This is a genomic window from Noviherbaspirillum aridicola, assembly GCF_019656455.1.
GTDB lineage: Bacteria > Pseudomonadota > Gammaproteobacteria > Burkholderiales > Burkholderiaceae_D > Noviherbaspirillum > Noviherbaspirillum aridicola.
Window position 1 is genome coordinate 26,194 of sequence record NZ_BPMK01000015.1, and the last position, 26,809, is coordinate 53,002.

The 26,809-nt window shown below is 64.6% G+C and carries 23 protein-coding genes and 1 other RNA gene; 12 read left to right on the plus strand and 12 right to left on the minus strand.

Annotated features, from left to right (window positions below):
- Positions 1-22: 22 nt before the first annotated feature.
- From pheA to gyrA, 3 genes are read right to left on the minus strand one after another with little or no spacing between them, the layout of a single operon-like run.
- Positions 23-1,099 (minus strand): prephenate dehydratase, encoded by a 1,077-nt coding sequence (gene pheA, locus NCCP691_RS16165; RefSeq protein ID WP_220809594.1) that lies wholly within the window; start codon positions 1,097-1,099, stop codon positions 23-25.
- Positions 1,100-1,115: 16 nt separating this feature from the next.
- Complete coding sequence (gene serC / locus NCCP691_RS16170; protein ID WP_220809595.1) at positions 1,116-2,219, minus strand: 3-phosphoserine/phosphohydroxythreonine transaminase; 1,104 nt, start codon at positions 2,217-2,219, stop codon at positions 1,116-1,118.
- Positions 2,216-4,828 (minus strand): DNA gyrase subunit A, encoded by a 2,613-nt coding sequence (gyrA, locus tag NCCP691_RS16175; protein WP_220809596.1) that lies wholly within the window; start codon positions 4,826-4,828, stop codon positions 2,216-2,218. The genes serC and gyrA overlap by 4 nt, the downstream gene beginning before the upstream one ends.
- A gap of 219 nt (positions 4,829-5,047) precedes the next feature.
- On the opposite strand from gyrA, the gene NCCP691_RS16180 reads away from it, so the two are divergent.
- The 5 genes from NCCP691_RS16180 to ssrA all read left to right on the plus strand — a co-directional run bounded on the left by NCCP691_RS16180 (position 5,048) and on the right by ssrA (position 8,521).
- A complete protein-coding gene (locus tag NCCP691_RS16180) occupies positions 5,048-5,719 on the plus strand; it encodes an OmpA family protein (RefSeq protein ID WP_220809597.1) in 672 nt (223 codons plus the stop codon).
- A gap of 255 nt (positions 5,720-5,974) precedes the next feature.
- Complete coding sequence (ompA, locus tag NCCP691_RS16185) at positions 5,975-6,616, plus strand: outer membrane protein OmpA (RefSeq protein WP_220809598.1); 642 nt, start codon at positions 5,975-5,977, stop codon at positions 6,614-6,616.
- Between the two features lie 100 nt (positions 6,617-6,716).
- Complete coding sequence (ubiG, locus tag NCCP691_RS16190) at positions 6,717-7,412, plus strand: bifunctional 2-polyprenyl-6-hydroxyphenol methylase/3-demethylubiquinol 3-O-methyltransferase UbiG (RefSeq protein WP_220809599.1); 696 nt, start codon at positions 6,717-6,719, stop codon at positions 7,410-7,412.
- A 13-nt stretch (positions 7,413-7,425) separates the two neighbouring features.
- Positions 7,426-8,097, plus strand: a complete 672-nt coding sequence (locus NCCP691_RS16195) for an HAD family hydrolase (RefSeq protein ID WP_220809600.1) — start codon at positions 7,426-7,428, stop codon at positions 8,095-8,097.
- 47 nt (positions 8,098-8,144) lie between these two features.
- Positions 8,145-8,521: a transfer-messenger RNA gene (ssrA, locus tag NCCP691_RS16200) on the plus strand.
- A 117-nt stretch (positions 8,522-8,638) separates the two neighbouring features.
- Here ssrA and NCCP691_RS16205 read toward each other — a convergent pair.
- The 5 genes from NCCP691_RS16205 to NCCP691_RS16225 all read right to left on the minus strand — a co-directional run bounded on the left by NCCP691_RS16205 (position 8,639) and on the right by NCCP691_RS16225 (position 13,905).
- Positions 8,639-9,910: an O-acetylhomoserine aminocarboxypropyltransferase/cysteine synthase family protein gene (locus NCCP691_RS16205; RefSeq protein WP_220809601.1), complete on the minus strand. Its 1,272-nt coding sequence runs from the start codon at positions 9,908-9,910 to the stop codon at positions 8,639-8,641.
- A 326-nt stretch (positions 9,911-10,236) separates the two neighbouring features.
- A complete protein-coding gene (locus NCCP691_RS16210) occupies positions 10,237-11,109 on the minus strand; it encodes an ABC transporter permease (protein WP_220809602.1) in 873 nt (290 codons plus the stop codon).
- Positions 11,106-11,954 carry an ABC transporter ATP-binding protein gene (locus tag NCCP691_RS16215; protein WP_220809603.1) on the minus strand — a complete coding sequence of 283 codons (849 nt, stop codon included), beginning with the start codon at positions 11,952-11,954 and terminating at the stop codon, positions 11,106-11,108. Before NCCP691_RS16215 ends, NCCP691_RS16210 begins: the two co-directional genes overlap by 4 nt.
- A 2-nt stretch (positions 11,955-11,956) precedes the next feature.
- Positions 11,957-12,979 carry an ABC transporter substrate-binding protein gene (locus NCCP691_RS16220; protein ID WP_220809604.1) on the minus strand — a complete coding sequence of 341 codons (1,023 nt, stop codon included), beginning with the start codon at positions 12,977-12,979 and terminating at the stop codon, positions 11,957-11,959.
- A gap of 20 nt (positions 12,980-12,999) precedes the next feature.
- Positions 13,000-13,905 carry a TauD/TfdA dioxygenase family protein gene (locus NCCP691_RS16225; RefSeq protein WP_220809605.1) on the minus strand — a complete coding sequence of 302 codons (906 nt, stop codon included), beginning with the start codon at positions 13,903-13,905 and terminating at the stop codon, positions 13,000-13,002.
- Positions 13,906-14,266: 361 nt separating this feature from the next.
- Here NCCP691_RS16225 and NCCP691_RS16230 point away from each other — a divergent pair, with 361 nt between their 5' ends.
- Complete coding sequence (locus tag NCCP691_RS16230) at positions 14,267-19,174, plus strand: AAA family ATPase (protein WP_220809606.1); 4,908 nt, start codon at positions 14,267-14,269, stop codon at positions 19,172-19,174.
- 269 nt (positions 19,175-19,443) lie between these two features.
- Complete coding sequence (locus tag NCCP691_RS16235) at positions 19,444-19,677, plus strand: hypothetical protein (RefSeq protein ID WP_220809607.1); 234 nt, start codon at positions 19,444-19,446, stop codon at positions 19,675-19,677.
- Positions 19,678-19,688: 11 nt separating this feature from the next.
- On the opposite strand, the gene NCCP691_RS16240 is transcribed toward NCCP691_RS16235, so the two are convergent.
- Positions 19,689-19,943 (minus strand): hypothetical protein, encoded by a 255-nt coding sequence (locus tag NCCP691_RS16240; protein ID WP_220809608.1) that lies wholly within the window; start codon positions 19,941-19,943, stop codon positions 19,689-19,691.
- Between the two features lie 111 nt (positions 19,944-20,054).
- On the opposite strand from NCCP691_RS16240, the gene NCCP691_RS16245 reads away from it, so the two are divergent.
- Together NCCP691_RS16245 and thpR are read left to right on the plus strand one after the other, a co-directional pair.
- Complete coding sequence (locus NCCP691_RS16245; protein ID WP_238482469.1) at positions 20,055-20,972, plus strand: metallophosphoesterase family protein; 918 nt, start codon at positions 20,055-20,057, stop codon at positions 20,970-20,972.
- Positions 20,973-21,007: 35 nt separating this feature from the next.
- Complete coding sequence (gene thpR / locus NCCP691_RS16250; RefSeq protein WP_220809610.1) at positions 21,008-21,556, plus strand: RNA 2',3'-cyclic phosphodiesterase; 549 nt, start codon at positions 21,008-21,010, stop codon at positions 21,554-21,556.
- On the opposite strand, the gene tcdA is transcribed toward thpR, so the two are convergent.
- Positions 21,553-22,371, minus strand: a complete 819-nt coding sequence (gene tcdA, locus NCCP691_RS16255) for a tRNA cyclic N6-threonylcarbamoyladenosine(37) synthase TcdA (protein ID WP_220809611.1) — start codon at positions 22,369-22,371, stop codon at positions 21,553-21,555. The genes thpR and tcdA overlap by 4 nt on opposite strands.
- A 253-nt stretch (positions 22,372-22,624) precedes the next feature.
- On the opposite strand from tcdA, the gene pdxH reads away from it, so the two are divergent.
- Positions 22,625-23,260, plus strand: a complete 636-nt coding sequence (pdxH, locus tag NCCP691_RS16260; RefSeq protein WP_220809612.1) for a pyridoxamine 5'-phosphate oxidase — start codon at positions 22,625-22,627, stop codon at positions 23,258-23,260.
- 66 nt (positions 23,261-23,326) lie between these two features.
- A complete protein-coding gene (locus NCCP691_RS16265; protein WP_220809613.1) occupies positions 23,327-24,538 on the plus strand; it encodes a class I SAM-dependent methyltransferase in 1,212 nt (403 codons plus the stop codon).
- 1 nt (position 24,539) lies between these two features.
- Here NCCP691_RS16265 and msrA read toward each other — a convergent pair whose 3' ends face one another.
- Positions 24,540-25,079, minus strand: coding sequence for a peptide-methionine (S)-S-oxide reductase MsrA (gene msrA, locus NCCP691_RS16270; protein WP_220809614.1), 540 nt, complete (start codon positions 25,077-25,079; stop codon positions 24,540-24,542).
- 181 nt (positions 25,080-25,260) lie between these two features.
- On the opposite strand from msrA, the gene NCCP691_RS16275 reads away from it, so the two are divergent.
- On the plus strand, positions 25,261-25,770 hold the full coding sequence (locus NCCP691_RS16275) for a flavin reductase family protein (protein WP_220809615.1): 510 nt from the start codon (positions 25,261-25,263) through the stop codon (positions 25,768-25,770).
- Between the two features lie 9 nt (positions 25,771-25,779).
- On the opposite strand, the gene NCCP691_RS16280 is transcribed toward NCCP691_RS16275, so the two are convergent.
- Positions 25,780-26,805, minus strand: a complete 1,026-nt coding sequence (locus tag NCCP691_RS16280; RefSeq protein ID WP_220809616.1) for an L-threonylcarbamoyladenylate synthase — start codon at positions 26,803-26,805, stop codon at positions 25,780-25,782.
- Positions 26,806-26,809 lie beyond the last annotated feature (4 nt).

Here is a 26,809-nt window from a genome sequence, read left to right on the forward strand (position 1 = left end):
CGGGACGACGCCCGCGCGGTTTTCAATTCAGGCTGAGGGGATAGGAACCGAGGATCTTGAAGAAGGCGGAGTTCTGCCGCAGCTCGGCGAACGCGCGATCGACCTTTTCATCCTGCTGATGCCCTTCCACATCCACGTAGAAGTAGTAATCCCAGGTGCCGGTCCGGGCCGGACGCGACTCGAAACGGGTCATCGACACGCCGTGCGTGGCCAGCGGCGCCAGCAGGTTGTAGACGGCGCCGGCCTTGTTGGGTACCGCCAGCGCGAGCGACGTCTTGTCCTTGCCGCTCGCCCCCGGCTGCAGCCGGCCGATCACGACGAATCGCGTGCGGTTGTGCGGATCGTCCTGCACGTGCGCCTTGACCACGCCGAGGTTGTAGCGCTGCCCGGCGATCTCGCCGGCGATCGCGGCGGTGGTCGGATCGTCCGCCGCCATGCGCGCAGCTTCGCCGTTCGAGGCCACGGCGACGCGCTCGATGCCCGGGCAATTGAGATTGAGCCAGACCTGGCACTGGGCCAGCGTCTGTGAATGCGCGCAGATGCGCCGGATGCCGTCCATCGTGCCGCTCTTCGTCATCAGGCTGTGATGGACGGGAATCGACACCTCGCCACTGATCGACAGCGTCGTCTGCAGCAGCAGATCGAGCGTGCGGTTGATCGCGCCTTCGCTTGAATTCTCGACCGGCACCACGCCGAAATCGGCGGTGCCCGCCTCGGTCGCGCGGAACACTTCATCGATCGATGCGCAGGGCAGTCCCTCGATCGCGTGGCCGAACTGCTGGTACACCGCCTGTTCGCTGAAGGTGCCCGGCGGCCCGAGATAGGCCACCACCACGCGGCGCTCCAGCGCACGGCAGGAAGACATGATCTCGCGGAAGATGGTCTGCACGTCGGCGGCAACCAGCGGGCCGGGATTCATGTCCGCGACCTTGCGCAGGACCTGCGCCTCGCGCTCCGGCCGGAACACCGGCGCGTTGGTTTCGGCCTTCACATGTCCGACCTGCTCCGCGACCCGCGCGCGCCGGTTCAGCAGCTCGAGAATCTGCGCGTCGATCGAATCGATCTGTTCGCGCAGCGGTTTGAGTTTATCGTCGCTCATATGTCCACTGGGCCGCCTAGCCGTGCTGCTTCTCGAAATCCTTCATGTAATCGACCAGCGCCTGCACGCCTTCGATGGGCATCGCGTTGTAGATCGACGCGCGCATGCCGCCGACCGACTTGTGGCCCTTGAGCTGCAGCAGGCCGCGCGCCCTGGCGCTGGCGAGGAAGGCATCGTTGAGGCTTTCATCGGCGAGGAAGAACGGTATGTTCATCCGGGAGCGGCAATCGACGGCGACCTGGTTGCTGTAGAAACCGGTGGCATCGAGATAGTCGTACAGCAGCGCCGCCTTGGCGATGTTGCGCTTTTCCATCTCGGCCACGCCGCCCTGGCGCTTGAGCCACTGAAACACGAGGCCGGCGATATAGATCGCATAGGTCGGCGGGGTGTTGTACATCGAATTGTTGTCGGCAACCGTCTTCCAGTCGAAGGCGGACGGACAGATCGACAGCGCCTGGCCGAGCAGGTCCTCGCGCACGATCACCAGCGTCAGGCCGGCCGGCCCGATGTTCTTCTGCGCACCGCCGAATATCACGCCGTAGCGGGAGACGTCGATCTGGCGCGACAGGATGTGCGAGGACATGTCGGCCACCAGCGGCGCGCCGCCGGTTTCCCCCGCCACGTCGGGCGTGAAATGAAACTCGACGCCATGGATCGTTTCATTAGTGCAGACGTGCACATAGGCGGCGTCGCGCGAGAGCTTCCAGCTGTCCCGCGGCGGGATCGTGTGGAACTGATCGCCTTCCGACGAGGCGGCCACGTTGACGTTGCAGTATTTCTTCGCCTCCTTGATCGACTTGCCCGACCAGGAACCGGTATGGATGAAATCCACGGTGGCCGGCTGCGGCTTGCGTCCCACCAGGTTCATCGGCACCACGGCGTTTTCGCCGATGCCGCCTCCCTGCAGGAACAGGATGCGGTAATTCGCCGGGACCGCCAGCAACTCGCGCAGGTCGCGCTCGGCGGCGTCGAAGATGGACTGGAATTCCTTGCCGCGGTGGCTCATCTCCATCACCGACATGCCGCTGCCCTGCCAGTCCAGCATCTCTTCCGCCGCCTGCTTCAGGACTTCCTGCGGCAGCATGGCCGGTCCGGCCGAGAAGTTATAGACACGCGTCATTCCGCCTCCGCCACGCCGGCGTCATCGTCCACATCGGACTCGACGATGCGCTGCAGTCCGCTGAGCTTGGTGCCGTCCTCGACCGCGATCAGGGTCACGCCCTGGGTCGCCCTGCCCATCTCGCGAATTTCCGCGACACGGGTACGAATGAGCACGCCGCCCGTCGTGATCAGCATGATTTCGTCGCTCGGCTCGACGAGCGTCGCGGCGACCACCTTGCCGTTGCGTTCCGAGGTCTGGATGGCGATCATGCCCTTGGTGCCGCGGCCGTGGCGGGTGTACTCGGTGATCGGGGTGCGCTTGCCGAAGCCGTTCTCGGTCGCGGTCAGCACCGACTGCTGTTCGTTCTCCGCCACCAGCAGCGCGATCACCTGCTGCCCTTCCTCCAGGCTCATGCCGCGCACGCCGCGCGCCAGACGGCCCATCGGGCGCACATCGTTTTCATCGAAACGCACGGCCTTGCCCGCATCGGAGAACAGCATCACGTCGTGCTTGCCGTCGGTCAGCGCGGCGCCGATCAGGAAATCGCCCTCGTCGAGGTCGACCGCGATGATGCCGGCCTTGCGGGGATTGGAAAACTCCTGCAGCGGGGTCTTCTTCACGGTGCCGAGGCTGGTCGACATGAACACGTAGCGGTCTTCCGGGAAGCTGCGGTTCTCGCCCGACAGCGGCAGCACCACCGTGATCTTCTCGCCGTCCTGCAGCGGGAACATGTTGACGATCGGCTTGCCGCGCGACGCCCGCGAGCCCTGCGGCACTTCCCACACCTTCAGCCAGTACAGGCGGCCGCGGTTGGAGAAGCACAGGATGTAGTCATGCGTGTTGGCGATGAACAGCTGGTCGATCCAGTCGTCTTCCTTGGTCGCCATCGCCTGCTTGCCGCGCCCGCCGCGCTTCTGCGCACGATATTCGGACACCGGCTGCGATTTCATGTAGCCGCTGTGGGACAGCGTCACCACCATGTCCTGCGGCGTGATCAGATCTTCGGTGCCGAGGTCGGTGGCGTTGAGTTCGATCTGGGAGCGGCGCACATCCTTCGCGCCTTCGCCGTATTCGTTCTTGGCGCTGTTGAGTTCGTCCGAGATGATGGCGGTCACGCGCTCCGGCTTGGCCAGGATGTCGAGCAGGTCGGCGATCTGCGCCATCACTTCCTTGTACTCGTTGACGATCTTGTCCTGCTCGAGTCCGGTCAGCCGCTGCAGGCGCATCTGCAGGATTTCCTGGGCCTGCTCGTCGGACAGCTTGTACAGGCCGTCGGTCTGGATGCCGTAATGCTTGGGCAGGTTCTCCGGCCGGAAGGCGTCGATGCCGCCGGCATTCTCGCCGCCGGCACGCGCCAGCATCTCGCGCACCAGCGAGGAATCCCAGGCGCGCGCCATCAGCTCGGACTTCGCGATCGGCGGCGTCGGCGCCGCCTTGATGATGGCGATGAAGTCGTCGATGTTGGCGAGCGCGACAGCCAGGCCTTCCAGCACATGCCCGCGCTCCCGCGCCTTGCGCAGTTCGAACACGGTACGGCGTGTCACCACCTCGCGGCGGTGCGACAGGAAGCACTGCAGCATCTCCTTGAGGTTGAGCAGCTTGGGCTGGCCATCGACCAGCGCCACCATGTTCATGCCGAAGGTGTCCTGCAGCTGGGTCTGCTTGTAGAGATTGTTGAGCACGACTTCCGGGACTTCGCCGCGCTTGAGCTCGATCACCACGCGCATGCCCGATTTGTCGGATTCGTCGCGGATATCGGAAATGCCTTCTAGCTTCTTGTCGCGCACCAGCTCCGCGATGCGCTCGAGCAGCGACTTCTTGTTGACCTGGTATGGCAGCTCGTCGACGATGATCGCCGTCCGGTTCTCCTTGCCGAACTCCTCGAAATGGGTGCGCGCACGCATCACCACGCGTCCGCGGCCCGTGCGGTAACCGTCGCGCACGCCCGAGATGCCGTAGATGATGCCGGCGGTCGGGAAGTCCGGTGCGGGAATGATCTCGATCAGTTCGTCGATCGTGCATTCCGGGTTGCGCAGCACATGCAGCGCACCGTTGACCACCTCGGTCAGGTTGTGGGGCGGGATGTTGGTGGCCATGCCGACCGCGATGCCCGAGGAGCCGTTGATCAGCAGGTTGGGAATGCGGGTCGGCAGCACCGACGGTTCCTTCTCCTTGCCGTCGTAGTTCGGCACGAAGTCCACCGTCTCTTTTTCGATGTCGGCCAGCAGCTCGCTCGAGATCTTGTCCAGTCGGCACTCGGTGTAACGCATCGCCGCGGCGTTGTCGCCGTCGATGGAGCCGAAGTTGCCCTGCCCGTCCACCAGCGTGTAGCGCAGCGAGAAATCCTGCGCCATCCGCACCAGGGTGTCGTAGATGGCCTGGTCGCCGTGCGGGTGGTACTTACCCATCACTTCGCCGACCACGCGCGCGCACTTTACGTAGGGACGATTCCAGACGTTGTTCGTCTCGTGCATCGCATAGAGTACCCGCCGATGCACGGGCTTGAGGCCGTCGCGCACGTCGGGAAGAGCGCGTCCCACGATCACGCTCATGGCGTAATCGAGGTAACTCTTTCGCATCTCTTCTTCAAGCGAAATCGGGATAGTCTCTTTTGCGAATTGATCCATTGCGAGTCGGCTCTTCTCGGATGTCGTTGACAGGAGGGCGGGGCGCGCATATAGCAGAAAGGCGCCGCCAAACATTGGATTCTAGCATGCAGCCCCTCGCCTCCCCTCATTGGAGATCGGGCAAGGACGCCTCAACAAAAATGGGGCAAGATTCGCCGAATTATGCTTAAATAAACATTTCGCTGCGTCAATTTTTTGCGCGCCCAGTTCTCATACTCGATGAGTAAAGTTCTCGCCCTTGCGCTGCTGGCCGTTACCACAGCGCATGCACAAGAAGCATTGACCGACATTCCGGCCAGATCGCCGGCCAGCGCCTATCTGCAGGACGGGCGCGGCATCGTCGCGCGCAGCGGCACCGGCCTGTGCTGGCGAAGCGGCACGTGGACGCCTGCGGATGCCGTTCCTGGCTGCGACGGCGAACTGCTGCCGCCGATCGCCAACCCGATCGCACCGCCACTGGTCACGGCGCCGCCCGCCCCGGCCGCGCCCGTCCCGGTGGCTCCGGTGCCTTGCGATTTCTCCTACACACTGGCCGGCGACGGCGCATTCGCCTCCGGCCAAGCCAGCCTGAATGCCGCCGCCCGCGCCAGGCTCGACCGCGAGCTGATGCCGCGGCTCGCGGAATGCGGCAAGATCGCCGCCATTCTCGTTACCGGCCATACGGACAGACTGGGCAAGCGTGCGGCCAACCAGGCACTCTCCGAGCGCCGCGCCGCGGCAGTGGCCGACTATCTGAAGGCCAGCGGAGTGACTGCGCCGATCGAGCGTCGCGGGGCCGGTTCGTCGGCAGAGGTCCAGACCTGCAGCGCCCGCCAGCCATCGGCGAAGTTGCGGCAGTGCCTCGCGCCAAACCGCCGGGTCGTCATCGAGGTCCGGGGAACAAGTAAATAAACGACAAGATTGCGTCAAAACAGGGTTCTTGCAAAAACGCCAGAAATTTTTCAGGCAACGTTGCAAAAACGAGACGAAGGGCTAAAAACGCCCCACGATTGATTAGGCAGTAATAGATGTAGCACAAGCGTATGGCAAAATGTAGTTAATGAAAAGATCATTGCAGATGAACAACCTGCGAAAAAATGATCTAATAACAGTTGAAGTCATCTGTTGCGCAGTTTATCTGCGGATATATCAACCAAGAGGAAAAATATGAATAAATTAGCAAAACTCGTCTTTGCTGCGTCCGCAGTGGTGTCGTTCTCGGCTTCGGCCCAGCAGGATATCCAGGCCAGGACCCCGAACAGCGCATACCTGCAGGATTCCCGCGGTGTCGTCGCCCGCAGCCCGTTCGGCCTGTGCTGGAGGACCGGCACCTGGACCCCGGCTGACGCGGTCGGCGGCTGCGACGGCGAGATCGCCAAGCCGGTCGCTGCTCCGGTTGCCGCTCCGGCCCCGGCTCCGGCACCCGCACCGGCTCCGGCACCTGCGCCGACTTCCGAAAAAGTCACCTTCGCTGCCGACACCTTCTTCGACTTCGACAAGGCTGTGCTGAAGCCGGACGGCAAGGCCAAGCTGGATGACCTGGCATCGAAGCTGCAAGGCATGAACCTGGAAGTCGTGATCGCCGTTGGCCACACCGACTCCATCGGTTCCGACTCCTACAACCAGAAGCTGTCGGTCCGCCGCGCTGAAGCCGTCAAGGCCTACCTGGTTTCCAAGGGCGTCGAAGCCAACCGTGTCTACACCGAAGGCAAGGGCGAGAAGCAGCCGGTCGCCGACAACAAGACCGCTGCTGGCCGCGCCAAGAACCGTCGCGTGGAAATCGAAGTGGTGGGTACCCGTACCCGCTAATCGCACCACGCTGCGAACAACCCCGCTTCGGCGGGGTTTTTTTATGCGCCGCTTCGGAGCAGGGAGGCGGCAATCCTCCATTCACGCTATCATCACGGCCATGAACGCCGATCCGATCGAACTCCAGAAATTCAGCGAACTCGCCCACCGGTGGTGGGACCCCACCTCCGAATTCCGTCCTCTGCACGAAATCAATCCGCTCCGTCTCGAGTGGATCAATGCCCGTGCGCCGCTTGCGGGCAGGAACGTGCTCGACATTGGTTGCGGCGGCGGCATTCTTGCCGAATCGATGGCGAAGAAAGGGGCCAACGTCACCGGCATCGACCTGTCGGAGAAGGCGCTCAAGGTTGCCGACCTCCACAGCCTCGAGTCCGGCGTGCAGGTTCGTTACGAGCTTGTGTCCGCCGAAGACATGGCGGCGCGCGAGCCCGGCAGCTTTGATGTCGTGACCTGCATGGAGATGCTGGAGCATGTCCCCGACCCCGCCGCGGTGGTGGCCGCATGCGCCCGCCTGGTCAAACCCGGCGGCCATGTATTTTTCTCGACCATCAACCGCAATCCCAAGGCTTACCTGTTCGCGGTGATCGGTGCGGAATATCTGCTGCGGCTGCTGCCCAAGGGGACGCACGACTACGCCAAGTTCATCACCCCCGCCGAACTCTCCGGCTACGCGCGCCGCGCCGGGCTGCAGGTCGACGGGCTCAAGGGAATGACCTACAACCCCCTGACCAAGATCTATTCGCTCAACCAGGACACCGACGTCAACTACCTGGTTGCCTGCTCCCTTCCACGCTGATCGTTTCCATCAAGTGACCCTCGCATTGTCCGCGCCGCGCGCGATTCTTTTCGACCTTGACGGCACGCTCGCCGATACCGCCCCCGACCTGGGCGGCGCCATCAACCGTGTGCGCCGGGCGCGCGGCCTCGAGCCCACACCCTACGAGCGGCTGCGCCCGGTCGCGTCGGCCGGTGCACGAGGCCTGATCGGGGCCGCCTTCGGCCTGCGTCCGGAGGATGAGGGCTATGAGCTCCTGCGTACCGAATTCCTGGCGGCGTATGAGAAGGACATCGCCCTTGAGTCGCGCCTTTTCGATGGCGTCGAAGCCCTGCTTGCGCGCCTCGAGGCACTCGGCATTGCCTGGGGCATCGTGACCAACAAGGCTGCCCGACTGACGGACCGGCTGACACCGCTGATCGGACTCGGGCATGCCGCATGCACGGTGTCCGGAGATACCACGCCGCATGCGAAACCGCATCCCGCCCCTCTGCTGGAAGCAGCGCGACGGATAGCCGTGCGTCCCGAGGACTGCTGGTACGTCGGCGACGACTTGCGCGACATACAGGCCGGCAAGGCTGCAGGCATGGCGACCTTCGCCGCCGGCTGGGGTTACTGCGGCAATGTCGAGCCGGCGACCTGGGAGGCGGATGCGATTATCGCTAGTCCGCTAGATCTGCTCGAATTTATTCGTCCGGGTACTTGAAGGACTGACGAAGGGCCCTATATCGGGAGTACAATAGCGTCAGCTTTGGGGACGACCTGGTTTCGACAGGGGTTGCAAAGCAGCGCAGGGCATACCGAGGACTGGTCACCTCGTAAATCCATCCAGATAGCAATAAATGCTAACGACGAAAATTACGCTCTCGCAGCGTAAACCACTAGAAACTTAATAACTTTCTAGCTCTACACCGTCTCGTCCCTGGGGCGGGCTGGCAACAGCAGTAGAGTCATTTACAGGGAATCGCGTTACTTCGGGTCACTTGGAGTAGCGTTAAATTTAGGTGACTCGCTGTGTCGAAGCGTGTGCGTCCGCGTCGGCATGGTTAAAACCAATTGGCAGCACTAAGTATGTAGAACTGTCTGTAGAGGGCTTCTGGACGCGGGTTCGATTCCCGCCGTCTCCACCAGAATTCACATAAGCCTCCGGCAACGGAGGCTTATCCATTTGATGCCTGGCCTCCCGCAACGGAGGCTTACCTGTCTGACATCAGGCCTCCGGAAGCGGAGGCCTGTTCATTTCCACTTCAGACCTGGCGCAGTGCCTGCTCGAGGTCTTCCAGCAGATCGTCGATGTGTTCGATGCCGATGGACAGCCGCACGGTGTCTTCGGTGACGCCTGCCTTCGCCAGTTCTTCGGGATTGAGCTGACGATGGGTGGTCGATGCCGGATGGCAGGCGAGGGATTTTGCGTCGCCGATGTTGACCAGTCGCGTGAAAAGCTGGAGTGCGTCCTGGAGACGCGCCCCGCCCTCGCGGCCCCCGGTGACGCCGAAGGTCAGCACGCCTGAAGGGCGGCCGCCGAGATATTTTTGTGCGAGCGCATGGTCGCGGTGCTCGGGCAGGCCTGCATAGTTGACCCACTTCACCTTTTCATGTCCCTCCAGGAAGCGGGCAACGCGCAACGCATTCTCGGTGATGCGTTCCATGCGCAGCGCCAGCGTTTCCACGCCCTGCAGGATCAGGAAGGCGTTGAACGGCGAGATGGCGCCGCCGGTATTGCGCAAGGGGACGACCCGGGCGCGTCCGATGTAGGCGGCCGCGCCGAGCGCTTCGGTGTAGACCACGCCGTGGTACGAGACGTCGGGCTCGTTGAGGCGCGGGAAGCGCTGCTTGTGATCGGCCCAGGGGAATTTGCCGGAGTCGACGATGGCGCCGCCGATGGAGTTGCCATGGCCGCCCAGGTATTTGGTGAGCGAGTGGACGACGATGTCGGCGCCGTGCTCGAAGGGGCGCAGCAGATAGGGCGTGGCGACCGTGTTGTCGACGATCAGGGGCACACCGTGGCGGTGCGCGATGTCGGCGATGGCCTGGATGTCGGTGATGTTGCCGAGCGGGTTGCCGATGGATTCCACGTACACGGCCTTGGTGCGCTCGTCGATCAGCCGCTCGAAGGATGCGGGCTCGCGATAGTCGGCGAAGCGGGTCGTGATGCCGAACTGCGGCAGGGTATGGGCGAAGAGATTGTAGGTGCCGCCGTAGAGGGTGGCGGCGGAGACGATATTGTCGCCGGCCTCGGCGATGGTCAGGATCGCATAGGTGATCGCGGTCTGGCCGGAGGCCAGCGCAAGCGCGCCCACGCCGCCCTCGAGCGCGGCGATGCGCTGCTCGAGCACGTCCTGCGTCGGGTTCATGATGCGCGTGTAAATGTTGCCGGGCACCTTCAGGTCGAACAGGTCGGCGCCATGCTGGGTATTGTCGAAAGCATAGGACACCGTCTGATAGATCGGCACCGCGACCGCGCGCGTCGTTGGGTCGGGCTTGTAGCCCCCGTGTACTGCTATCGTCTCAAGCTTCATGCTTCCTCCCGTTTAACGCGTCGAGCATAGAGAGCCCGCCGCGAGCTGCGAAACGAATATTTTGGCATATCGCCAACTGGCCAGGCGTTATCGCGGCCGATGGAAACGGCGGCCATTACCCTCTTTCGCATCCTGCCTGGACGGCCCCCTGCATGGCACCCGCAATTCGCCATTGCTTATTGCTTCGGCGGATAAGCATCGGGACGAGTGTCAGCGACGGTCGTCGTCCGGATGCGGCAAGGGGCGCAGCAGGGCGAGGACCACGACCAGACCCGCGCCGATGGTTGTGATGATGTCGATCAGGTCCATGTCACACCTCCCTGCGCTCAGACCTGCCGCTGCATGCCCCAGCGCGCGACGGTCAGCCGCTCGAGCGTTCTGAAGACGAGTCCTTCGACCAGCAGGCCGATCAGGATGACGGCTGCCAGCCCGGCGAACACCTTGTCCGTGTACAGCTCGTTGCGGTTCTGGAAGATATACCAGCCCAGTCCGCCCTTGCCCGACGTGGCGCCGAACACCAGCTCGGCCGCGATCAGGGTGCGCCATGCGAAGGCCCATCCTATTTTTAGTCCGGATACGATGGATGGCAAGGCCGCCGGCACCAGAATCTGCAGCACGAAGCGCAGCCCGGTGAGGCCGTAGTTGCGCCCGGCCATGCGCAGGGTTTCCGGCACCGCCTGAAAGCCTGCATAGGTATTGAGCGCGAGCGGCCACAGGACGGAATGCAGCAGGACGAATACCAGGCTGCCCTTGCCGAGGCCGAACCACAGCAGCGCCAGCGGCAGCAGCGCGATCGCCGGCAAGGGATTGAACATCGACGTCAGCACTTCGAGCAGATCGCGGCCGGTGCGGGTGGCCACGGCAAGCGAAGTCAGCACGAAGGCGGCAACGACACCCGCGGCATAGCCCTGCAACAGCACGCCGAGCGACACCGCGATATTGGAGAGCAGCTCGCCGCTGCCGAGGCCCTCGATCAGTGCGAGCGCGGACTGGCTGAAACGCGGCAGCAGCAGCTCATTGTCCTGCCACCGTGCAAGCACTTCCCACAGCAGGGCGAACACGGCGAGCAGCAGCAGCTTGCGCAGCCAGGCGGCATCCGCCAGCCTGGCCCGGGCGGGAGCGGAGGCCTGTGCCGCAAAGTCGACCTCGACCGGCGGCCTTTCGAACTCCGGCCGCAGCGGTGGATGGAGCGCGCTCATCCCTCCCTCCTCATTGCCTGGGGCAACAGCTCTTCCGTTGCCTGCGCAGGGGGCTGCTCGAACAGCAGCCGGTGAATGCGTGCGGTGCTCGCCTGGAATTCATCGCTGCCCGCGCTGTGCAGTCCGAACTGGTGGCTGTTGAGTTCGGCGCGCACGCGGCCGGGATGGGGCGACAGCAGCAGGATGCGGTTGCCCACCACCAGCGCCTCCTCGATCGAATGCGTGACGAACAGCAGCGTGAAACGCACCTCTTCCCACAAGGCCTGCAATTCTTCCTGCATCTTGCGCCGGGTGAGCGCGTCGAGCGCCGCGAAGGGCTCGTCCATCAGCAGGATGTCGGGCTGCATCGCGAGCGCGCGGGCGATTGCCACGCGCTGCTTCATGCCGCCGGAGAGCGTGTGCGGATAGGCGCCGGCAAAACGGTCGAGGCCGACCTTGTCGAGCCAGTAGCGGGCACGCTCCTCCGCCTCGCGCCGGCTCGCCCTGCGGCTGGCCAGCAGCGGAAACATGACGTTTTCGCGCACGGTTTTCCAGGGCGGCAGCTGGTCGAATTCCTGGAACACGACGACGCGGTCCGGCCCCGGCCCGCGCACGGCCTGCCCGTTGAGGCTGATGCTTCCCGCCGCCGGCTTCACGAAGCCGCCTACCGCCTTGAGCAGCGTCGACTTGCCACAGCCGGACGGCCCCAGCAGCACGAAGCGGTCGGCCCGGTGCACATCGAAGCTGACTTCATGCGTGGCGCGCACCAGGCGCCGCGAGGCGCGATATTCCAGGGTCAGATCGCGCACCTGCAGCAGCGGCCGGTCGGCCGTGCCCGTCGGCAGCGGAAAGGGATGGACGTTCATGTTCAGCTTCCGTTGGCCGTGGCGGCGTCGTCGAAGAAATAGTCGCGCCAGCTCTTCGGCTGATTCTTGATGGCGCCGATGCGGTGCAGGAACTGGGCGAGCGTGAAGGTGTTCTGCGGCGCGATCTTGAACTGCACCTGCGGATCCCTGAGTATCTTGAGCAGCAGCGCGCGGTCGATATTGCTCTTGTTCACCCGCAGATAAATGTCGGCCGCCGCCTCGGGATTGGCGCCGATGAATTGCGCGGCCTCGGCGAGCGCATCGACAAAGGCGGCGTAGGTCTTCGGATTCTCGCTGCGGAATTTCTCGGTCGCGTAGAGCACGGTCGCCGAACTCGGTCCGCCCAGCACGTCGTAGGAATTCAGCACGATCTTCGCCCGCCGATTCTGCGCCAGTTCCTGGTCCTGGAAAGGCGGGTTGCCGAAGTGCGCGCTGATCTCGGTCTTGCCGGCGATGATCGCGGCCGCGGCATCCGGATGCGGAAGCGCCTGCGTCAGCTTGTCCAGACGCGCGAATTCCCTGTCGCCCCACTGTCTGGCCGCGGCCATCTGCAGGATGCGAGCCTGCACCGAGACGGTGACGGCGGGCAGCGCGATCCGGTCCTTGTCGGTGAAGTCGGCAATGGTGTTGACCGAGGGATTGTTGGTGACGAGGTAGTAAGGGAAGTTGCCGAGCGAAGCGACACCCCTGACGTTTTGCTTGCCGACCGTGCGGTCCCAGATGGTCAGCAGCGGACCGACGCCGGCGCCGGCGATGTCGATGGAGCCGGACAGCAGCGCATCGTTGACCGAGGCACCGCCGGACAGCTTGGTCCACTCGACCTGGATATCGACGCCGCGCTTCTTGCCGTGCTTTTCGATCAGCTTCTGGTCCTGTGCGACGTTGAGCAGCAGATAGACGACGCCGAACTGCTCGGCGATGCGCAGCCTGCCCTCCGCATGTGCGGTGGCGGCGCCGGCCAGCAGGCTCAGGCCGAGCGCGAGCGCAAGCAGGCGGCGCGCCGCCCCCTGTAAACGGTTGTGCATGTAATCTCCCTTGTCTTGAATCAGTAAGGCGTGTCGCCCTCGATGGTGGTGCGGTAGAGCTTGCGGCACTGATCGTCCGGGCACCCGGTGGCCAGGTGCATCAGCGAGCGGTTGTCCCAGAACACCATGTCATGCGGTTGCCAGACATGGCGATAGACATGCTCCGGACGCGTGCTGTGCTCGAACAGCTGCTGCAGCAGGTCGCGGCTTTCATCCTCCGGCAGGCCGACGATGCGGGTGGTGAAATGCTCGCTCACGAACAGGGCGGGGCGTCCGGTCTCTGGATGGATGCGCACCACCGGATGCACCACCGGCCTGACCTTGTCCACCTGCTCCTGGCTGAGCTTGGGTCGCCACGGGCTGCGTTCGCGCAGGGCTTCGTACTTGCACAGATAGCTGTGTTCCGCCCTGAGCGACCCGACCTGTTTCTTCAGGTGATCGGGCAGCGTGTCCCAGGCCAGGTGCATGTTTGCAAACAGCGTGTCGCCGCCGGTCGCCGGCAGTTCCTGCGCATGCAGCATGGAGCCCAGGCTCGGCTTGTCGACGTAGGACAGATCGGAATGCCAGTACACGCCGGCGTCGCCGAGGCCGATCGGCTGGCCGTTCTCCCGGATGTTGGAGACGATCAGAATCTCCGGGTGGCCGGGAAGCTGAAACTGGTGCAGCACATGGATCTGCAGCGGACCGAAGCGGCGGCTGAAATCGATCTGCTGCTGGGGGGTGATGCGCTGGTCGCGGAACACCAGCACATGATGGTCGAGATGCGCCCGGTGGATGCGGGCGAAATCCCGGGCGGAGAGCGGCGCCGCGAGATCGAGGCCGATCACTTCGGCACCGAGCGGCGCGTCGAGCGGACGGATCTCCAGGGCTTGTCCAGGCGCCGGAATCGCTTCAGCTGAAGGCAGGGGAACGGCCAGGGTCGTCATGATGCTTATGCGTTGTTGTCATGACGATGAGCTTAATGAATCGATATGGCGCGGAGAACGAATGATTCCGCATTTCCTTATGCGCGCGCTGATGCCGAAAGCGAACGGCACCTCATGCTTTGGAAAGCGTAGCCAGTCATGCACGCGCCCGGCGCGCCGGACGGCGTGTGCGAGAGTAAGTACTTCGCACCGCACCGTAAACAGAAACTGCGGGCCGGTGGGTTTGCCAAAGCGCATTGCTTGAAGTAATCTCAGCGAAACTACAAGCAGGTCGTATCTGGGCTACCGATAGCTTCGCCAGCGCTGCTTCGCGTGTAAGCAGTCACCCACGTGCAAGTGTCTCATTGATTGGACGGCAACCATGAATGAGCCTTTTCATTTGCTGGATCGCGTCTGCGTCACCACAGGGTCGCAGCTCTATCGCGCGAACTCCCTTGCGGACCACGCGGAGGTCCTGGTCAAGCTGTACGGCGACAGCACGCTTGCCCCGCATCCGCTGCGGGAATTTGAAACCCTGAAGAAGCTGGACCTTCCCGGCGTGGCCAAGCCGCGCACGATGGCAAAGCAGGCGGACCGCATCCTGATGGTGCTCGATCCCCTGGAGGGCACACCGCTCGAGTCGGTACTTGGCCAGGAACGCCTGCAGACATCGCTGGCATTGAATATGGCGTGCCAGCTGGCCGCCGTTCTCGGCGGCCTTCACGCCGCACACGTCGTTCATCGCGACTTCCGCCCCGCCAATCTGCTCGTCAGGGAGAACGGAACTCTGGTCCTGCTGGACGTCAGCCTCGCCGTGTCCGACGAACCGGGCACGCACGCCGACAAGAACGCGCCGCCGTGCGACTGGGCGTATGCATCGCCCGAGCAGACCGGCAGGATGCATCGCGCGGTCGACCACCGGACGGATTTCTATTCGCTTGGCGTGATGATGTACCGGATGTTGACCGGCCAGCTGCCCTTCCGGGCCGCCGATCCGCTTGAATGGTCGCACTGCCACGTGGCGCGCGTTCCGATCCCTCCGCATGCCTTGTGCCCCGACATTCCGCCGGCGCTTTCGGGCATTGTCATGAAGCTGCTGGAGAAGATGCCGGAAGACCGGTATCAGAGCGCGAAGGCACTCCTGGCCGATCTCGCACGGTGCGAGAAGCAATGGCAGACGTGGGCGCGGATTCCTCTCTTCGCCCTCGGTTCCGGCGATGCCTCGCGGCGCTTCCAGTTCCCCGCGGGGCTGTACGGGCGCGAGCGCGAAACGGCACTGCTCAAGGATGCGTACGGCAGCATGAAGCAGAAAGGGAATACCTCGCTGCTGCTCGTGTCCGGCTATTCCGGCGCGGGGAAATCGACGCTCATGATGCAGCTGCGCGAATCCGTCCTGCAGGACGGCGGCATTTATCTCTTCGGGAAATGCGAGACTCATCAGCAGCACGTCCCCTTCGCGCCCCTGGCGAGCGCCTTCCGGGAGCTGGTACAGAAAATCCTCGCGGAGAGCCAGGCGAGGGTCGCCGCCTGGAGCGAGAGCATCCTGCACGCCGTCGGCGGGAACGGCCAGCTCATCATCGACATCATTCCCCAGCTCGAACACGTGATCGGACCGCAGCACCCCCCTCCCGCGCTGCCCCCGACGGAGGCACATCACCGGCTCCTCCATGTGTTCCGGCACTTCATCGGTGCTTTCGCAGGCAAGAGCCATCCGCTGGTCCTGTGCCTGGACGATCTGCAGTGGGCGGACGCCATCACGCTCAGCCTTCTCGAATCGCTCCTGGTCGAGCCGGAAGTCGACTACCTTCTTCTCGCCGGCACCTACCGCAGCAATGAAGTGGGGCCGCTGCATGCGCTCACGGTCACGCTGGAGGCCATCCGGCGCGCGGAAACAAGGTTTCTCAACATCGAGCTTGCGCCGCTTACATCGAAGGACATGGGCGATCTCATCGCCGACGGCTTGCGCTGCGACGATGCCGAACTCATCCGCCCCCTCGCCGCCCTGGTGCATGAAAAGACCGCCGGCAACCCGTTCTTCGCCATCCAGTTCATCCGCGCGCTGGACGACGAGGGTCTGCTCAGCTTCGAGCCGGGCACCGCGACATGGGACTGGGATATCGGGGGAATCCGCGCCAGGGGTTTTACCGACAACGTGGTCGAACTCCTGGCCCTCAGGTTGGGCTGCCTCGCCGCGCCCACGCGGACAGCCCTGAATCGTCTCGCCCTGCTGGGTAGCCAGGCCAGCCTTCGGAAGCTGGCGCTGGCCTGCGACCAGTCCGAGGAGGACACGCAGGCCGCTTTGGAAGAAGCGATCCGCCTCGGCCTGGTATCCGCAAGCGGGAGCACTTACACGTTTCATCACGACAGATTTCAGGAAGCAGCGGCCAGCCTCGTGCCCGACGAGGAGCACGCACGCATTCACCTCGGCATCGCCCGGCGGCTATTCAACGGTCTGCCCGGCGCAGAGCAGAAGGATCAGGTTTTCGACCTGGTGAACCAGTTCAACCGCGCATTGATGCTCGTCGAGTCGCGTGAGGAGCGCAAGCGTGTCGCCCTCCTGAATCTCGAGGCCGGCAAGCGTGCCAGGCGCTCCACCGCATATGAAGCGGCGCTGGCCTACTTCGAACATGGCGCGGCGATCCTGCCGGCCGGGTCGTGGGCGCGGCACTATTCGCTGGCCTTCGAGCTGGCGCTCAACCGGGCGGAGTGCGCGCTGATAACCGGCAAGACAGACACGCTGCAATCGCAGCTCGCCGTGCTGTCGGAGAAGGCGGCGCGCCTGTCCGACCGCGCCGCCGTCACACGCCTCTGGGTCGCCTTCCATACCGCGCACGGCCGCCTCGACAGCGCGGTCCAGGCATGCCTGACCTATCTCGGGCAGCTCGGCATCGAGTGGTCGGCGCGCCCCTCCGATGCGGAGGTCGCCAGCGAGTATGCGTTGCTGCGCGAGCAGATGCGCAACCGGCGCATCAGCGACCTGGTTCATCTGCCGCTGCTCGCCGATCCGGACCAGCAGGCGACGATGGAAGTCCTGACCGAGCTGCTGCCGATGACGATGTCGACGCCGAACCTGGCCGCCGCGACGTCCCTTCGCATGGTCAACCTCAGCATCAGGCACGGAAACTGCGACGGTTCCTGTTTCGCATATGTGCTGATGACGACGTTCATGGGACCGCGCTTCGGCGACTACCGGGCCGGTTACGAGTTCGGCGAACTCAGCGTCGACCTCGTGGAACGGCGCGGGCTGGTGCTCTTCAAGGCGCGCGTTTTTCTGTGCTACGCAACGCTCATCATCCCGTGGGGCCGCGACATGCACGACGGCTTCGAATGGATTCGGCTCGCCGCCGACGCCGGGCGGGAATCGGGCGACTTCCGCTTTTATTCTTTCTGCGACAGCAATCTCGTGACCCTGCAACTGGCCACAGGAGAGCCACTCGACAAGGTCCAGCACGAGGCCGAGCGCGGCGTGGCCTTCGCCAGGTCGGTGCGCTTCGACTACAACGTGCTCATTCTTCAGGGCCAGCTCGCCATGATCCGCAGGCTGCGCGGCCTTGCGCCCGACTTCAGCGCAGTCACCGACGAGCCATTCGACGCACAGGATTTCGAGCAGCTGTTGGAAGGCAATGAGCAGCTTGTGATGCCCGCCTGCTGGTACTGGGTGCGCAAGCTGCAGGCCTGCTTCCTGGAGCATGACTACGCGGCCGCCCTGCATGCCGCGGGCATCGCGGGCGCGCTTCTCTGGTGTTCGCAAAGTTTCCTCGAAAGCGCGGAGTTTCACTATTATTCGGCGCTCTCCCACGCGGGCGCCTGGAACGGCGCCGGCAGCGAACAGCGGCAGCAGCATCTCGATGCAATCCACCGTCACCTGAAACAGCTCGAGACCTGGTCGCAATGCTGCGCCGACAATTTCGAGAACCGCAGGGCGCTGGTGGCGGCGGAAGCGGCGCGCATCGAAGGCCGGGAATTCGATGCGGTGCGACTGTACGAGCAGGCGATCGAGTCCGCCCGCACGAACCGCCTGATCCACAACGAGGCCATCGCGCATGAACTTGCGGCTGCCTTCTACCTCGACCGCGGCTGCACCACGGCGGCAAGAGCGCACTGGAGGGAGGCGCATCATCGCTTCGCATGCTGGAGAGCCGATGGCAAGGTCAGGCAACTGGAGGCACGCTATGCGCCGCTTCGCATCATCCCCGACCAGTCCGAAGCGACTCCCCTCGAGGGAACGGCCGTCCAGTTCGACGCCATGACGGTCGCCAAGGCGGCGCAGGCGATCTCGGGCGAGATCGTACTCCATGAACTGGTCGATACACTCCTGCGCATCATGATGGAGCATGCGGGAGCGCAGAAGGGGTATCTGCTCCTGTCGAAGAAACAGACGCTGCATCTCGCCGCCGAAGCGAATGTCGACCTCGCCACGGTGCGGGTGCATGTGTACGACGACATGCGCGACGCCACCGCACTCTTGCCCGTCGGCGTGCTCAATTATGTGATGCACAGCCACGAACCGCTCCTGCTGACCGATACCGGCGTCCCGTCTCCGTTTTCATCCGATCCCTACTTTTCCACGCGCCGTCCCAAGTCCGCGCTCTGCCTTCCCATCCTGAGGCGGAACCTCCTGATCGGATTGCTGTATCTGGAGAATGAAGACGTGTCCCATGCATTCATTCCGGAATCCGTCACGGTACTCAAACTGCTGGCATCACAGGCCGCGATCTCTCTGGAGAATGCCCGGCTTTATGACGACCTGCTGGCCGAGAGAGCGAAGACGCGCCGCCTGGCGGACGCCAACATCATCGGCGTCTGCTTCTGGGACGTCGCCACGGGCATTACCGAGGCCAACGGTGCGCTTGCGCAGTTGCTCGGATATTCGAGGCAGCAGTTGTGCGCGATGCGATGGACCGACATCACGCCGCCGGAATACCGGAGTACCGACGACGCGGCCATGACCGAGGTGCAGGAAACCGGCGTATTCGCGCCCTACGAAAAGGAGTTGCTGCGCCGGGACGGCAGCCGGGTGCCGGTCCTCGTCGGCGGTGCCGCGTTCGCGGATTCGCCGAGGCAGGGCGTGGCGTTCGTGCTGGATCTGAGCGAACGCAAGCGCGCGGCGTCGGCATTGCGCCGGGCCTATGACGAGCTTGAATCGCGCGTGCGGGAGCGCACCGACGAACTGAACAGACTCATCGAGCAACTGCAATCGGAGGTCGCCGCGCGCCGCCGCGCCGAGGAAGAGCTGGAGAAACTTTGCGCCGGTCCTGGCCGCAAGCCCATGTCCGCCGCAGACGATTGACCTGCACCTGTCGCACGGGAACGCCGCCACTGCCTTCGTTGCCCGGCATTACCGCGAACCGGGCGAAACGGATGCCCTCTGCATTGCCCTGTTTCATTGCTCCCTGCCCGAATTTCGCTTCGCACGACCTCCCCGCGCTGCGGCGGCGGGCCGGCGCAATACGGGACGCGCGCGCCTTTGCGCCGACTCAACGGCGACTCCCGCTGCTTGCGGCCAAATACGGTGTAACCATCTTTCAAAAAGGACAAGCCGTGACAGAGAGCGGGATCATGAAAATGATCAGGATGAGCGAGGTCAATCTCGACACCTCCTGGTCCAGCGTTACGCGCGAACTCGCGCGGCGCCTTGCGGCGGTCGGCGACAGGCTGACCGATGAAGAGCTGACTTCGCTGATTGAACTGGCGGCGCTGTCGTACCAGAAGGCACGCGCGGAGTACCAGGCCAGCGTCGCCTACGACCTGCTGCTGCTGCGCCTGCAGGGCAAGGCGCAGAAGAAGGATTAGCCGGACCTCATTCAGGGCCAGGGCATGGGCGCGACGTCACGGTACTGCCCGCCGCCGGCATCGCCGTCCTGGTCGGGCCGCCGGGTTTCCCCTGCGGCCAGCTTTGGTCCGAGTATGTCGGACAGCTCCTCCCGCGAGCGGTCGAAATCCGAAGCCAGCAACGGAAAATCCTTGTTCGGCCAGTTTGCGATGGCCCATTTCGTGTATTCCTCGAAACGCTGCGCAAGCTGCGCGGCGTAGCGGTCGCATTCCTCCTTGCTGGCCATGACATTCACCCCCGTCTGAGTCGTCGTCAAAATTAGAGACGGCGTCCCGGCCTTGGTTCTCCGGCCGGTCCATCGCCTACAATGCGGCTTTTCGCTCTCAACGGTGCCCGCATGGCCATTCTTCGCGTTTCGATACTTGTCCTGTCCCTGGCCGGCTGCGTGTCGGAAAGCAGGCAGCAGGAAGCGCCGGCGCAGGACGTGTTTCTCAAGGGGACGGGCGTGAGCGTCTTCGCGGCGGGCGACATTGCCGACTGCAGAAAGGCAACCCCGGCGGCAAGCGGCGCGGCGAAGACCGCGGCGCTGATGGCGCCGCTGCTGGAGGCCGACCCGAACGCGCTGGTGCTCGGCTTGGGCGACCATACCTACCCGGTGGGCTTGCCGGCGGAATTCCGGGACTGCTATGAGCCGACGTGGGGCCGCTTCAAGTCCCGCACCTGGCCGGTGCCGGGCAACCACGAATACTACAGTCCGCACGCCGCCGGCTACTACAGCTATTTCGGGGAACGCGCCGGCCCGCCGCAGCGCGGCTATTACAGCCTGCGCGCGGGCAACTGGCTGCTGATCGCGATGAACAGCTATCTCAAGCCGGAAGACCATGCGAAGCAGCTGGCATGGCTGAAGGCGGAGCTGGAAGCCAATCCAGCCCGCTGCACGCTCGCCTTCTGGCATCACCCGGTGTACAGCTCCGGCGGCCACGGCAGCGACAAGCGCATGCAGGAAGCCTGGCGCATCCTGCACGAGGCCGGCGCGGAACTGGTACTGTCCGCGCACGATCATGACTATGAGCGCTTCGCGCCGCAGGACAGTGCGGGCAGGCGCGACGACGCGCGCGGCATGCGGCAGTTCGTGGTCGGCACCGGCGGCGCCACGCTGACGCCGGTCCGCTTTCCGAAACCGAACAGCGAATACCGCAACAATCTCTCGCTGGGTGTGCTCAAACTGGTACTCAAGGACGGCGGGTATGAATGGGAATTCCTGCCGGTCGACGCGGACGGCGAGCGCGACCGCGGCGCCGCGCCCTGCCACTGAAGCCCACTCTTTGCACCCTTTGCAATGGAAGACTCATGAGCACCACATCCTCCGAAAACATGCGGCTGTTCCTCGCGCTCTGGCCGGACGACACGACGCGCAATGCGCTGACGCAACTGCAACTGCCGCTGGCTGGAAGAAAGGTGCCCTACGAGAACCTGCATCTGACGCTCGCCTTTCTCGGCCCGCAACCGCAGGGCGTGGCGGAAGCCTGCAAGGACATTCTAGCGCGGCTGCAGTCGCCGGCGATCGAGCTCAGGCTCGACAAGGTGGGGTATTTCGCGCGCAACCGGATCGCATGGGTGGGCGCGCATGCGTCTCCGCCGGACTTGCTGGCCCTGCATGAAGAACTCGGGCAGGCCCTCGCCCATCACGGCATCGAACGCGAACGGCAGCAGTTCAAACCCCACGTGACCCTGGCAAGGGATGCATCGATGCCGGTGGACATGACGTTCTCGCCGATCGTCTGGCGGGCCTCTCTGGTGACGCTGGTGCGTTCGCGGCCCACCCCGGCCGGCTCCGTCTACGAGGTCCTGGCCCAGCGCTCGCTGGACGAAGCGCTGCGGATGCCGGACGCGGGCTAGGCGGACGGCCCGTCGGCGAGCTTGCGCAGCACCTGGGCGGCGGCCGCCAGGCCGAAACTGGCGGTGACCACCATGGCCGAGCCGAAGCCGGCGCAGTTGAGGCCGGTGACGCCGGCGTCGACCGCGCAGCTGTCCCCGGTTTCGGGAAAGCGCAGCGGCTCGGTGGAGAACACGGCATCGATGCCGAACTTGCTTTTCTCGCCGCGGGGGAAGCCGTACTGCCGGCGCAGGACCTTGCGCACCTTGGCCAGCAGCGGTTCCTGCTCGGTACGGGCGAGGTCGCGGATTTCGATGCGGGTGGGATCGGTCTGGCCGCCGGCGCCGCCGATGGTGATCAGCCTGATGGACTTGTCGCGGCAATAGGCGATCAGGGCGGCCTTGGCCTGCACGCTGTCGATGGCGTCGATGACGTAGTCATACTTGCCGGCGCCGATCATCTCGCCCAGGTTGTCGGGCGTGATGAAATCCTCGACCTCGGTCACGCGGCAGTAGGGATTGATCTGCGCGATGCGTTCGGCCATGGCGCTGACCTTCGCCTTGCCGAGCGTGTCGGTGAGGGCGTGGATCTGGCGGTTGACGTTGGACTCGGCGACATTGTCGAGGTCGATCATCGTGATCGCGCCGACCGCGCTGCGCGCGAGCGCCTCCACGATCCAGGAGCCGACGCCGCCGACGCCCACCACGCACACGCGGGCGGCGCGGAGGCGCGCCAGGCCCTCGGCCCCGTACAGGCGCGCGATGCCGCCGAAGCGGCGTTCGAAATCGATGTCGTGCTCGAGAGCGGGCTGAAGCGGAAATTCCAGGATGGCGTTCATCCCGGCATTTTAACGGAGAGCAAGCGCAAAGTTTTCCGTGCGGCGCTTTTTTGCGGCAAGAGGACGACAGCTTGCCGATGCGTCAAATGCATGTCCGGCAAGGGCGCCGGCGATCCTGTGCCCGGTTGATTCAGAACAAGGAAATCGCTGCGGGCGCGGGCGTATGTTCTATACTTCAAGGCACGCCCGCCGAGCGACGGCGGGGCGACGAACAACAGCAATGCCGGGGACGGCAGGAAATACAGGGAAGAACATGTCGATCGCGGATATACGCAAGGAATACAGCCGGGCCAGCCTTTCCGAGGAGGACGTGGCCGCGGATCCGGTCGAACAGTTTTCCAAGTGGTTCGCCGAGGCCGTGGCCGCCCAGGTGCCCGAACCGAACGCCATGACGGTGGCGACCGTCAATGCCGAAGGCCGCCCATCCTCGCGCATCCTCCTGATCAAGGAATTCGACCAGCGCGGGTTCACCTTCTTCACCAATTACGAAAGCCGCAAGGGGCAGGAACTGCAGGCCAATCCACATGCCGCCCTGCTGTTCTTCTGGAGCGAGCTCGAGCGCCAGGTGCGCATCGAGGGCCGGGTGGAGCAGATCACGGCCGCGGAGAACGACGCGTATTTCAACAGCCGTCCGCTCAACAGCCGGCTGGGCGCCCTGGCCTCCGACCAGAGCCGACCGGCCGGAAGCCGCGGCGAGCTCGAAGCCCGTTTTGCCAGGGTCGCCGCGCAGTTCGGCGAGCAGCCGCCCCGGCCGGCGCACTGGGGCGGTTACCGGCTGGTACCCGACTACATCGAATTCTGGCAGGGGCGCCCGTCGCGCTTCCATGATCGCATTGCCTACAGCCGGCATCCCGACGGCGGCTGGCGGCGCCAAAGACTGCAACCGTAAGACGTTCTTTCTGCAACACGCTGAAATCGCATTACCCGATCAATCCGTCTTTCCGGAGGGACTATCGTGTTTTGGGAAAAGAAGCTTGGAAGCTGGGTCGACTCCGTGCGTGCGCACTCCGCGCTGCCCTTGCGCCTGGAATTGTGGGACGGGCAGCGCTTTGACTTCAGCCAGAAATCGACGCCGGAAGTCACGATCAAGGTACCGGATCGCTCGGCGCTGCCCTACCTGCTGACCCCTTCGCTCTCCAACCTCGGCAAGGCCTATGTCGAGGGCAAGATCGAGGTCGAGGGGCGGGTCAGGGAAGTGATCTCGGTGGGCAGCGCTCTCGCGCAGCGCTCGCTCCGGCCCGAGGGCAGGTTCGGACGCATCGTGCGCAACGTCACGCACACCCGCAAGCGCGACGAGGAAGCGATCCGCTATCACTACGACGTGTCCAATGCCTTCTACCAGGCCTGGCTGGACGAGAACATGGTCTACTCCTGCGCCTATTTCGAGAACGGCGACGAAGACCTCGGCACCGCCCAGCTCAAGAAGATCGATCACATCCTCACCAAGATCCGCCTGCAGCCGGGCCAGACCCTGCTCGACATCGGCTGCGGCTGGGGCGCGCTCGTCTTGCGGGCGGCGCAGAAGTACGGGGCGCGCTGCGTCGGCGTGACGCTGTCGGAGAACCAGTACGCGCTGGCGCGCGAGCGGGTGGAGAAGGCCGGCCTGGCGGACCGGGTCGACATCCGGCTGCAGGACTACCGCGACGTCAGGGGGCGGTTCGACCGCATCACCAGCGTGGGCATGTTCGAGCATGTCGGCGCGCGCCACCTGGTGGAGTATTTCGCCAGGATGCGCGCGCTGCTGGCCGACGACGGGGTGGCGATGAACCACGGCATCACCAGCACCGACGCCAACGATGGCCAGACGCCCTACGGCGGCGGCGACTTCATCGGGCAGTATGTTTTCCCGCACGGCGAACTCGAACACATCGGCACCGTGCTCAAGGCCATGCAGGAAGGCGGTCTCGAAGCCTGGGACGTGGAAAGCCTGAGGCGGCACTATGCGCGCACCTGCGCCGCATGGGCCGATAATTTCGAAGCCCGCGCCGACCATATCAAGACACTGGTGGATCCGAAGCGCTTCCGCATCTGGCGTGTCTACCTGGCGGGCTGCGCCTATGCGTTCGCCAACGACTGGGTGTCGATCTACCAGGTGGTGTGCCGGCGGGCGGGGGCCGATGCCGCCACCCTGCCCTGGTCGCGCCGCTACATCTACGCGCCCAACTGAGTCAGGCGCCGGCGGCGTTCAGCCTGTCGGCGTAGGTCTTGCGGAACTTGGCGACCTTGGGCGCCACCACGAACGCGCAATAGCCCTGCAGCGGATGCTGGCGGAAGTAGTTCTGGTGATAGTCCTCGGCCTTGTAGTACGCCTGAGCCGGGCTGAGTTCGGTGACGATGGGCGCATCCCAGACGCTCGCCATGCACGCAATGACCTGCTTCGCGGTCTCGTGCTGCTCGGGCGAGTGGTAATAGATCACCGACCGGTATTGCGTGCCGACGTCGTTGCCCTGGCGGTTGAGCGTGGTGGGATCGTGGATCGTGAAAAAGATCTCGAGGATTTCGCGGTAGCTGACCACCTCGTTGTCGAACTCCAGCCGCACGACTTCGGCATGCCCGGTGGTGCCTTCGCACACCTGCTCATAGGTCGGGTTCGGTACGCTGCCGCCGGTATAGCCGGACTCCACCCTGGTCACGCCCCGCAATTCCTGAAAGACGGCTTCGGTACACCAGAAGCATCCACCGCCGAGGGTCGCTGTTTCGATTGCCATGTTCAACTCCGTTCGCTGCCTGTCATGACTGTAGCGCAAAGTGCCCGCGCCTGCCTATCGGTGCGGCTTGCGTCTCGACAAGCCGGCATGCCCGACCGCTTAAGCGGCGTCGCACTTCGGGTGCGCCGCCGCCGGCCCGCGCGCTTTTTCGGCATAATGAGCAAAATTTTACGGGTTGCAGATGTCCACACAGTTACGCGGCGCCGATCCGCCCGAGTTCGATTCGCGCCATTTCCGCCAGGCCTTGTCCCAGTTCGCCACCGGCGTCACCATCATCACGACGCGGCTGGCCGACGGCAGCTTTCTCGGCCTCACCGCCAGTTCATTCAATTCGGTCTCGCTCGATCCGCCGCTGGTGCTGTGGAGCCTGTCGCAGACCGCGAGCAGCATGCCGGTCTTCAGCGGCAACTCCCACTATGTGATCAACGTGCTGTCGGGCGAGCAGGCGGCGCTCGCGGAACGGTTTTCAAAACGCATCGAGAACCGGTTCGAGGGTGTGGATTTCGAGCTGTCGCACACTGGCCTGCCGATCCTGAAAGGGGTGTCGGCCTGGTTCGAATGTCATAACCGCAGCCGGTATCCGGAAGGCGATCATGTGATCTTCGTCGGCGAGGTCGAACGCTGCGGCGTGACGCCGAAGTCGGCGCTGGTCTTCCATGGCGGGAAGTTCGCCGCCACCACGCCGCGCTGAACTTTCCCGCTAGCCTTCCTGGCGCTGCAGCAGCCGGGCGAGCACGCCGTTGGAGTCGTGCGCGGCGCGCCGCAGCCTGTCGTTGACGCCCTGCCAGGCTTCGTCGGCGGGCGGCGCTTCCACCAGGATGATGTCGGCGTGAACAGCGTCCATCGCGCGCAGTGCGGCATACAGGTCATGCGCATAGCCCTGCGCGTCCATGGCGATCGCGAATTCAGCCGGCGCCTGTCCCGCCGCGACCGTACGCCGGATCAGTGCGGACCGCTTGCCGGCGGCCGCGAGCCGGCGCACGACTTCGGCAACCGTCTCGGCCGGCAGCAGCGCCACCGGCGCGGCCGGCGCATAGTGGGATTCGAGCGTGCCCGAGGCGCGCGGCGCGGCGGCATCGGGCAGCGCCGGTTGCCGCCCGATCACGGCCGCGATGTCGGACGCGGTGATCCGGCCGGGGCGCAGCAGCACCGGGCCGTGGGTGGCCATGCGGGACAGGTCGAGGATGGTCGATTCGATGCCGACCTCGCTCTGGCCGCCGTCGAGCACATGCCGCACCGGCGCGTCCGGTCCGTCGCCGAATTCATCCCGCACATGGCGCGCGGTGGTCGGGCTGACATGGCCGAAGCGGTTGGCCGACGGCGCCGCCACGCCACCGCTGCCCTGCCGGAAGGCGCGCAGCAGCGCCTGCGCGACCGGGTGAGCGGGACAGCGCAGGCCGATGGTGTCCTGGCCGCCGGACACGGCGGCGGGAATGCGCGACGCGCGCCTGAGGATGAGCGTCAGCGGGCCGGGCCAGAAGGCATGCATCAACTGGCGTGCCTCCGGCGGAATGTCGTCCGCCCAGTAGCCGGGATCGGCGCCGGGCGCGAGGTGGACGATGACCGGATGATTCTGCGGCCTGCCCTTGGCGGCATAGATACGGGCCACGGCGTCGGGATTCTCGGCATCGGCGCCGAGACCGTAGACGGTCTCGGTCGGGAAGGCGACGAGTTCGCCCGCTTCGAGCGCGCGGGCGGCGGCGACGACCGGATCGTTGGCTTCCATGATG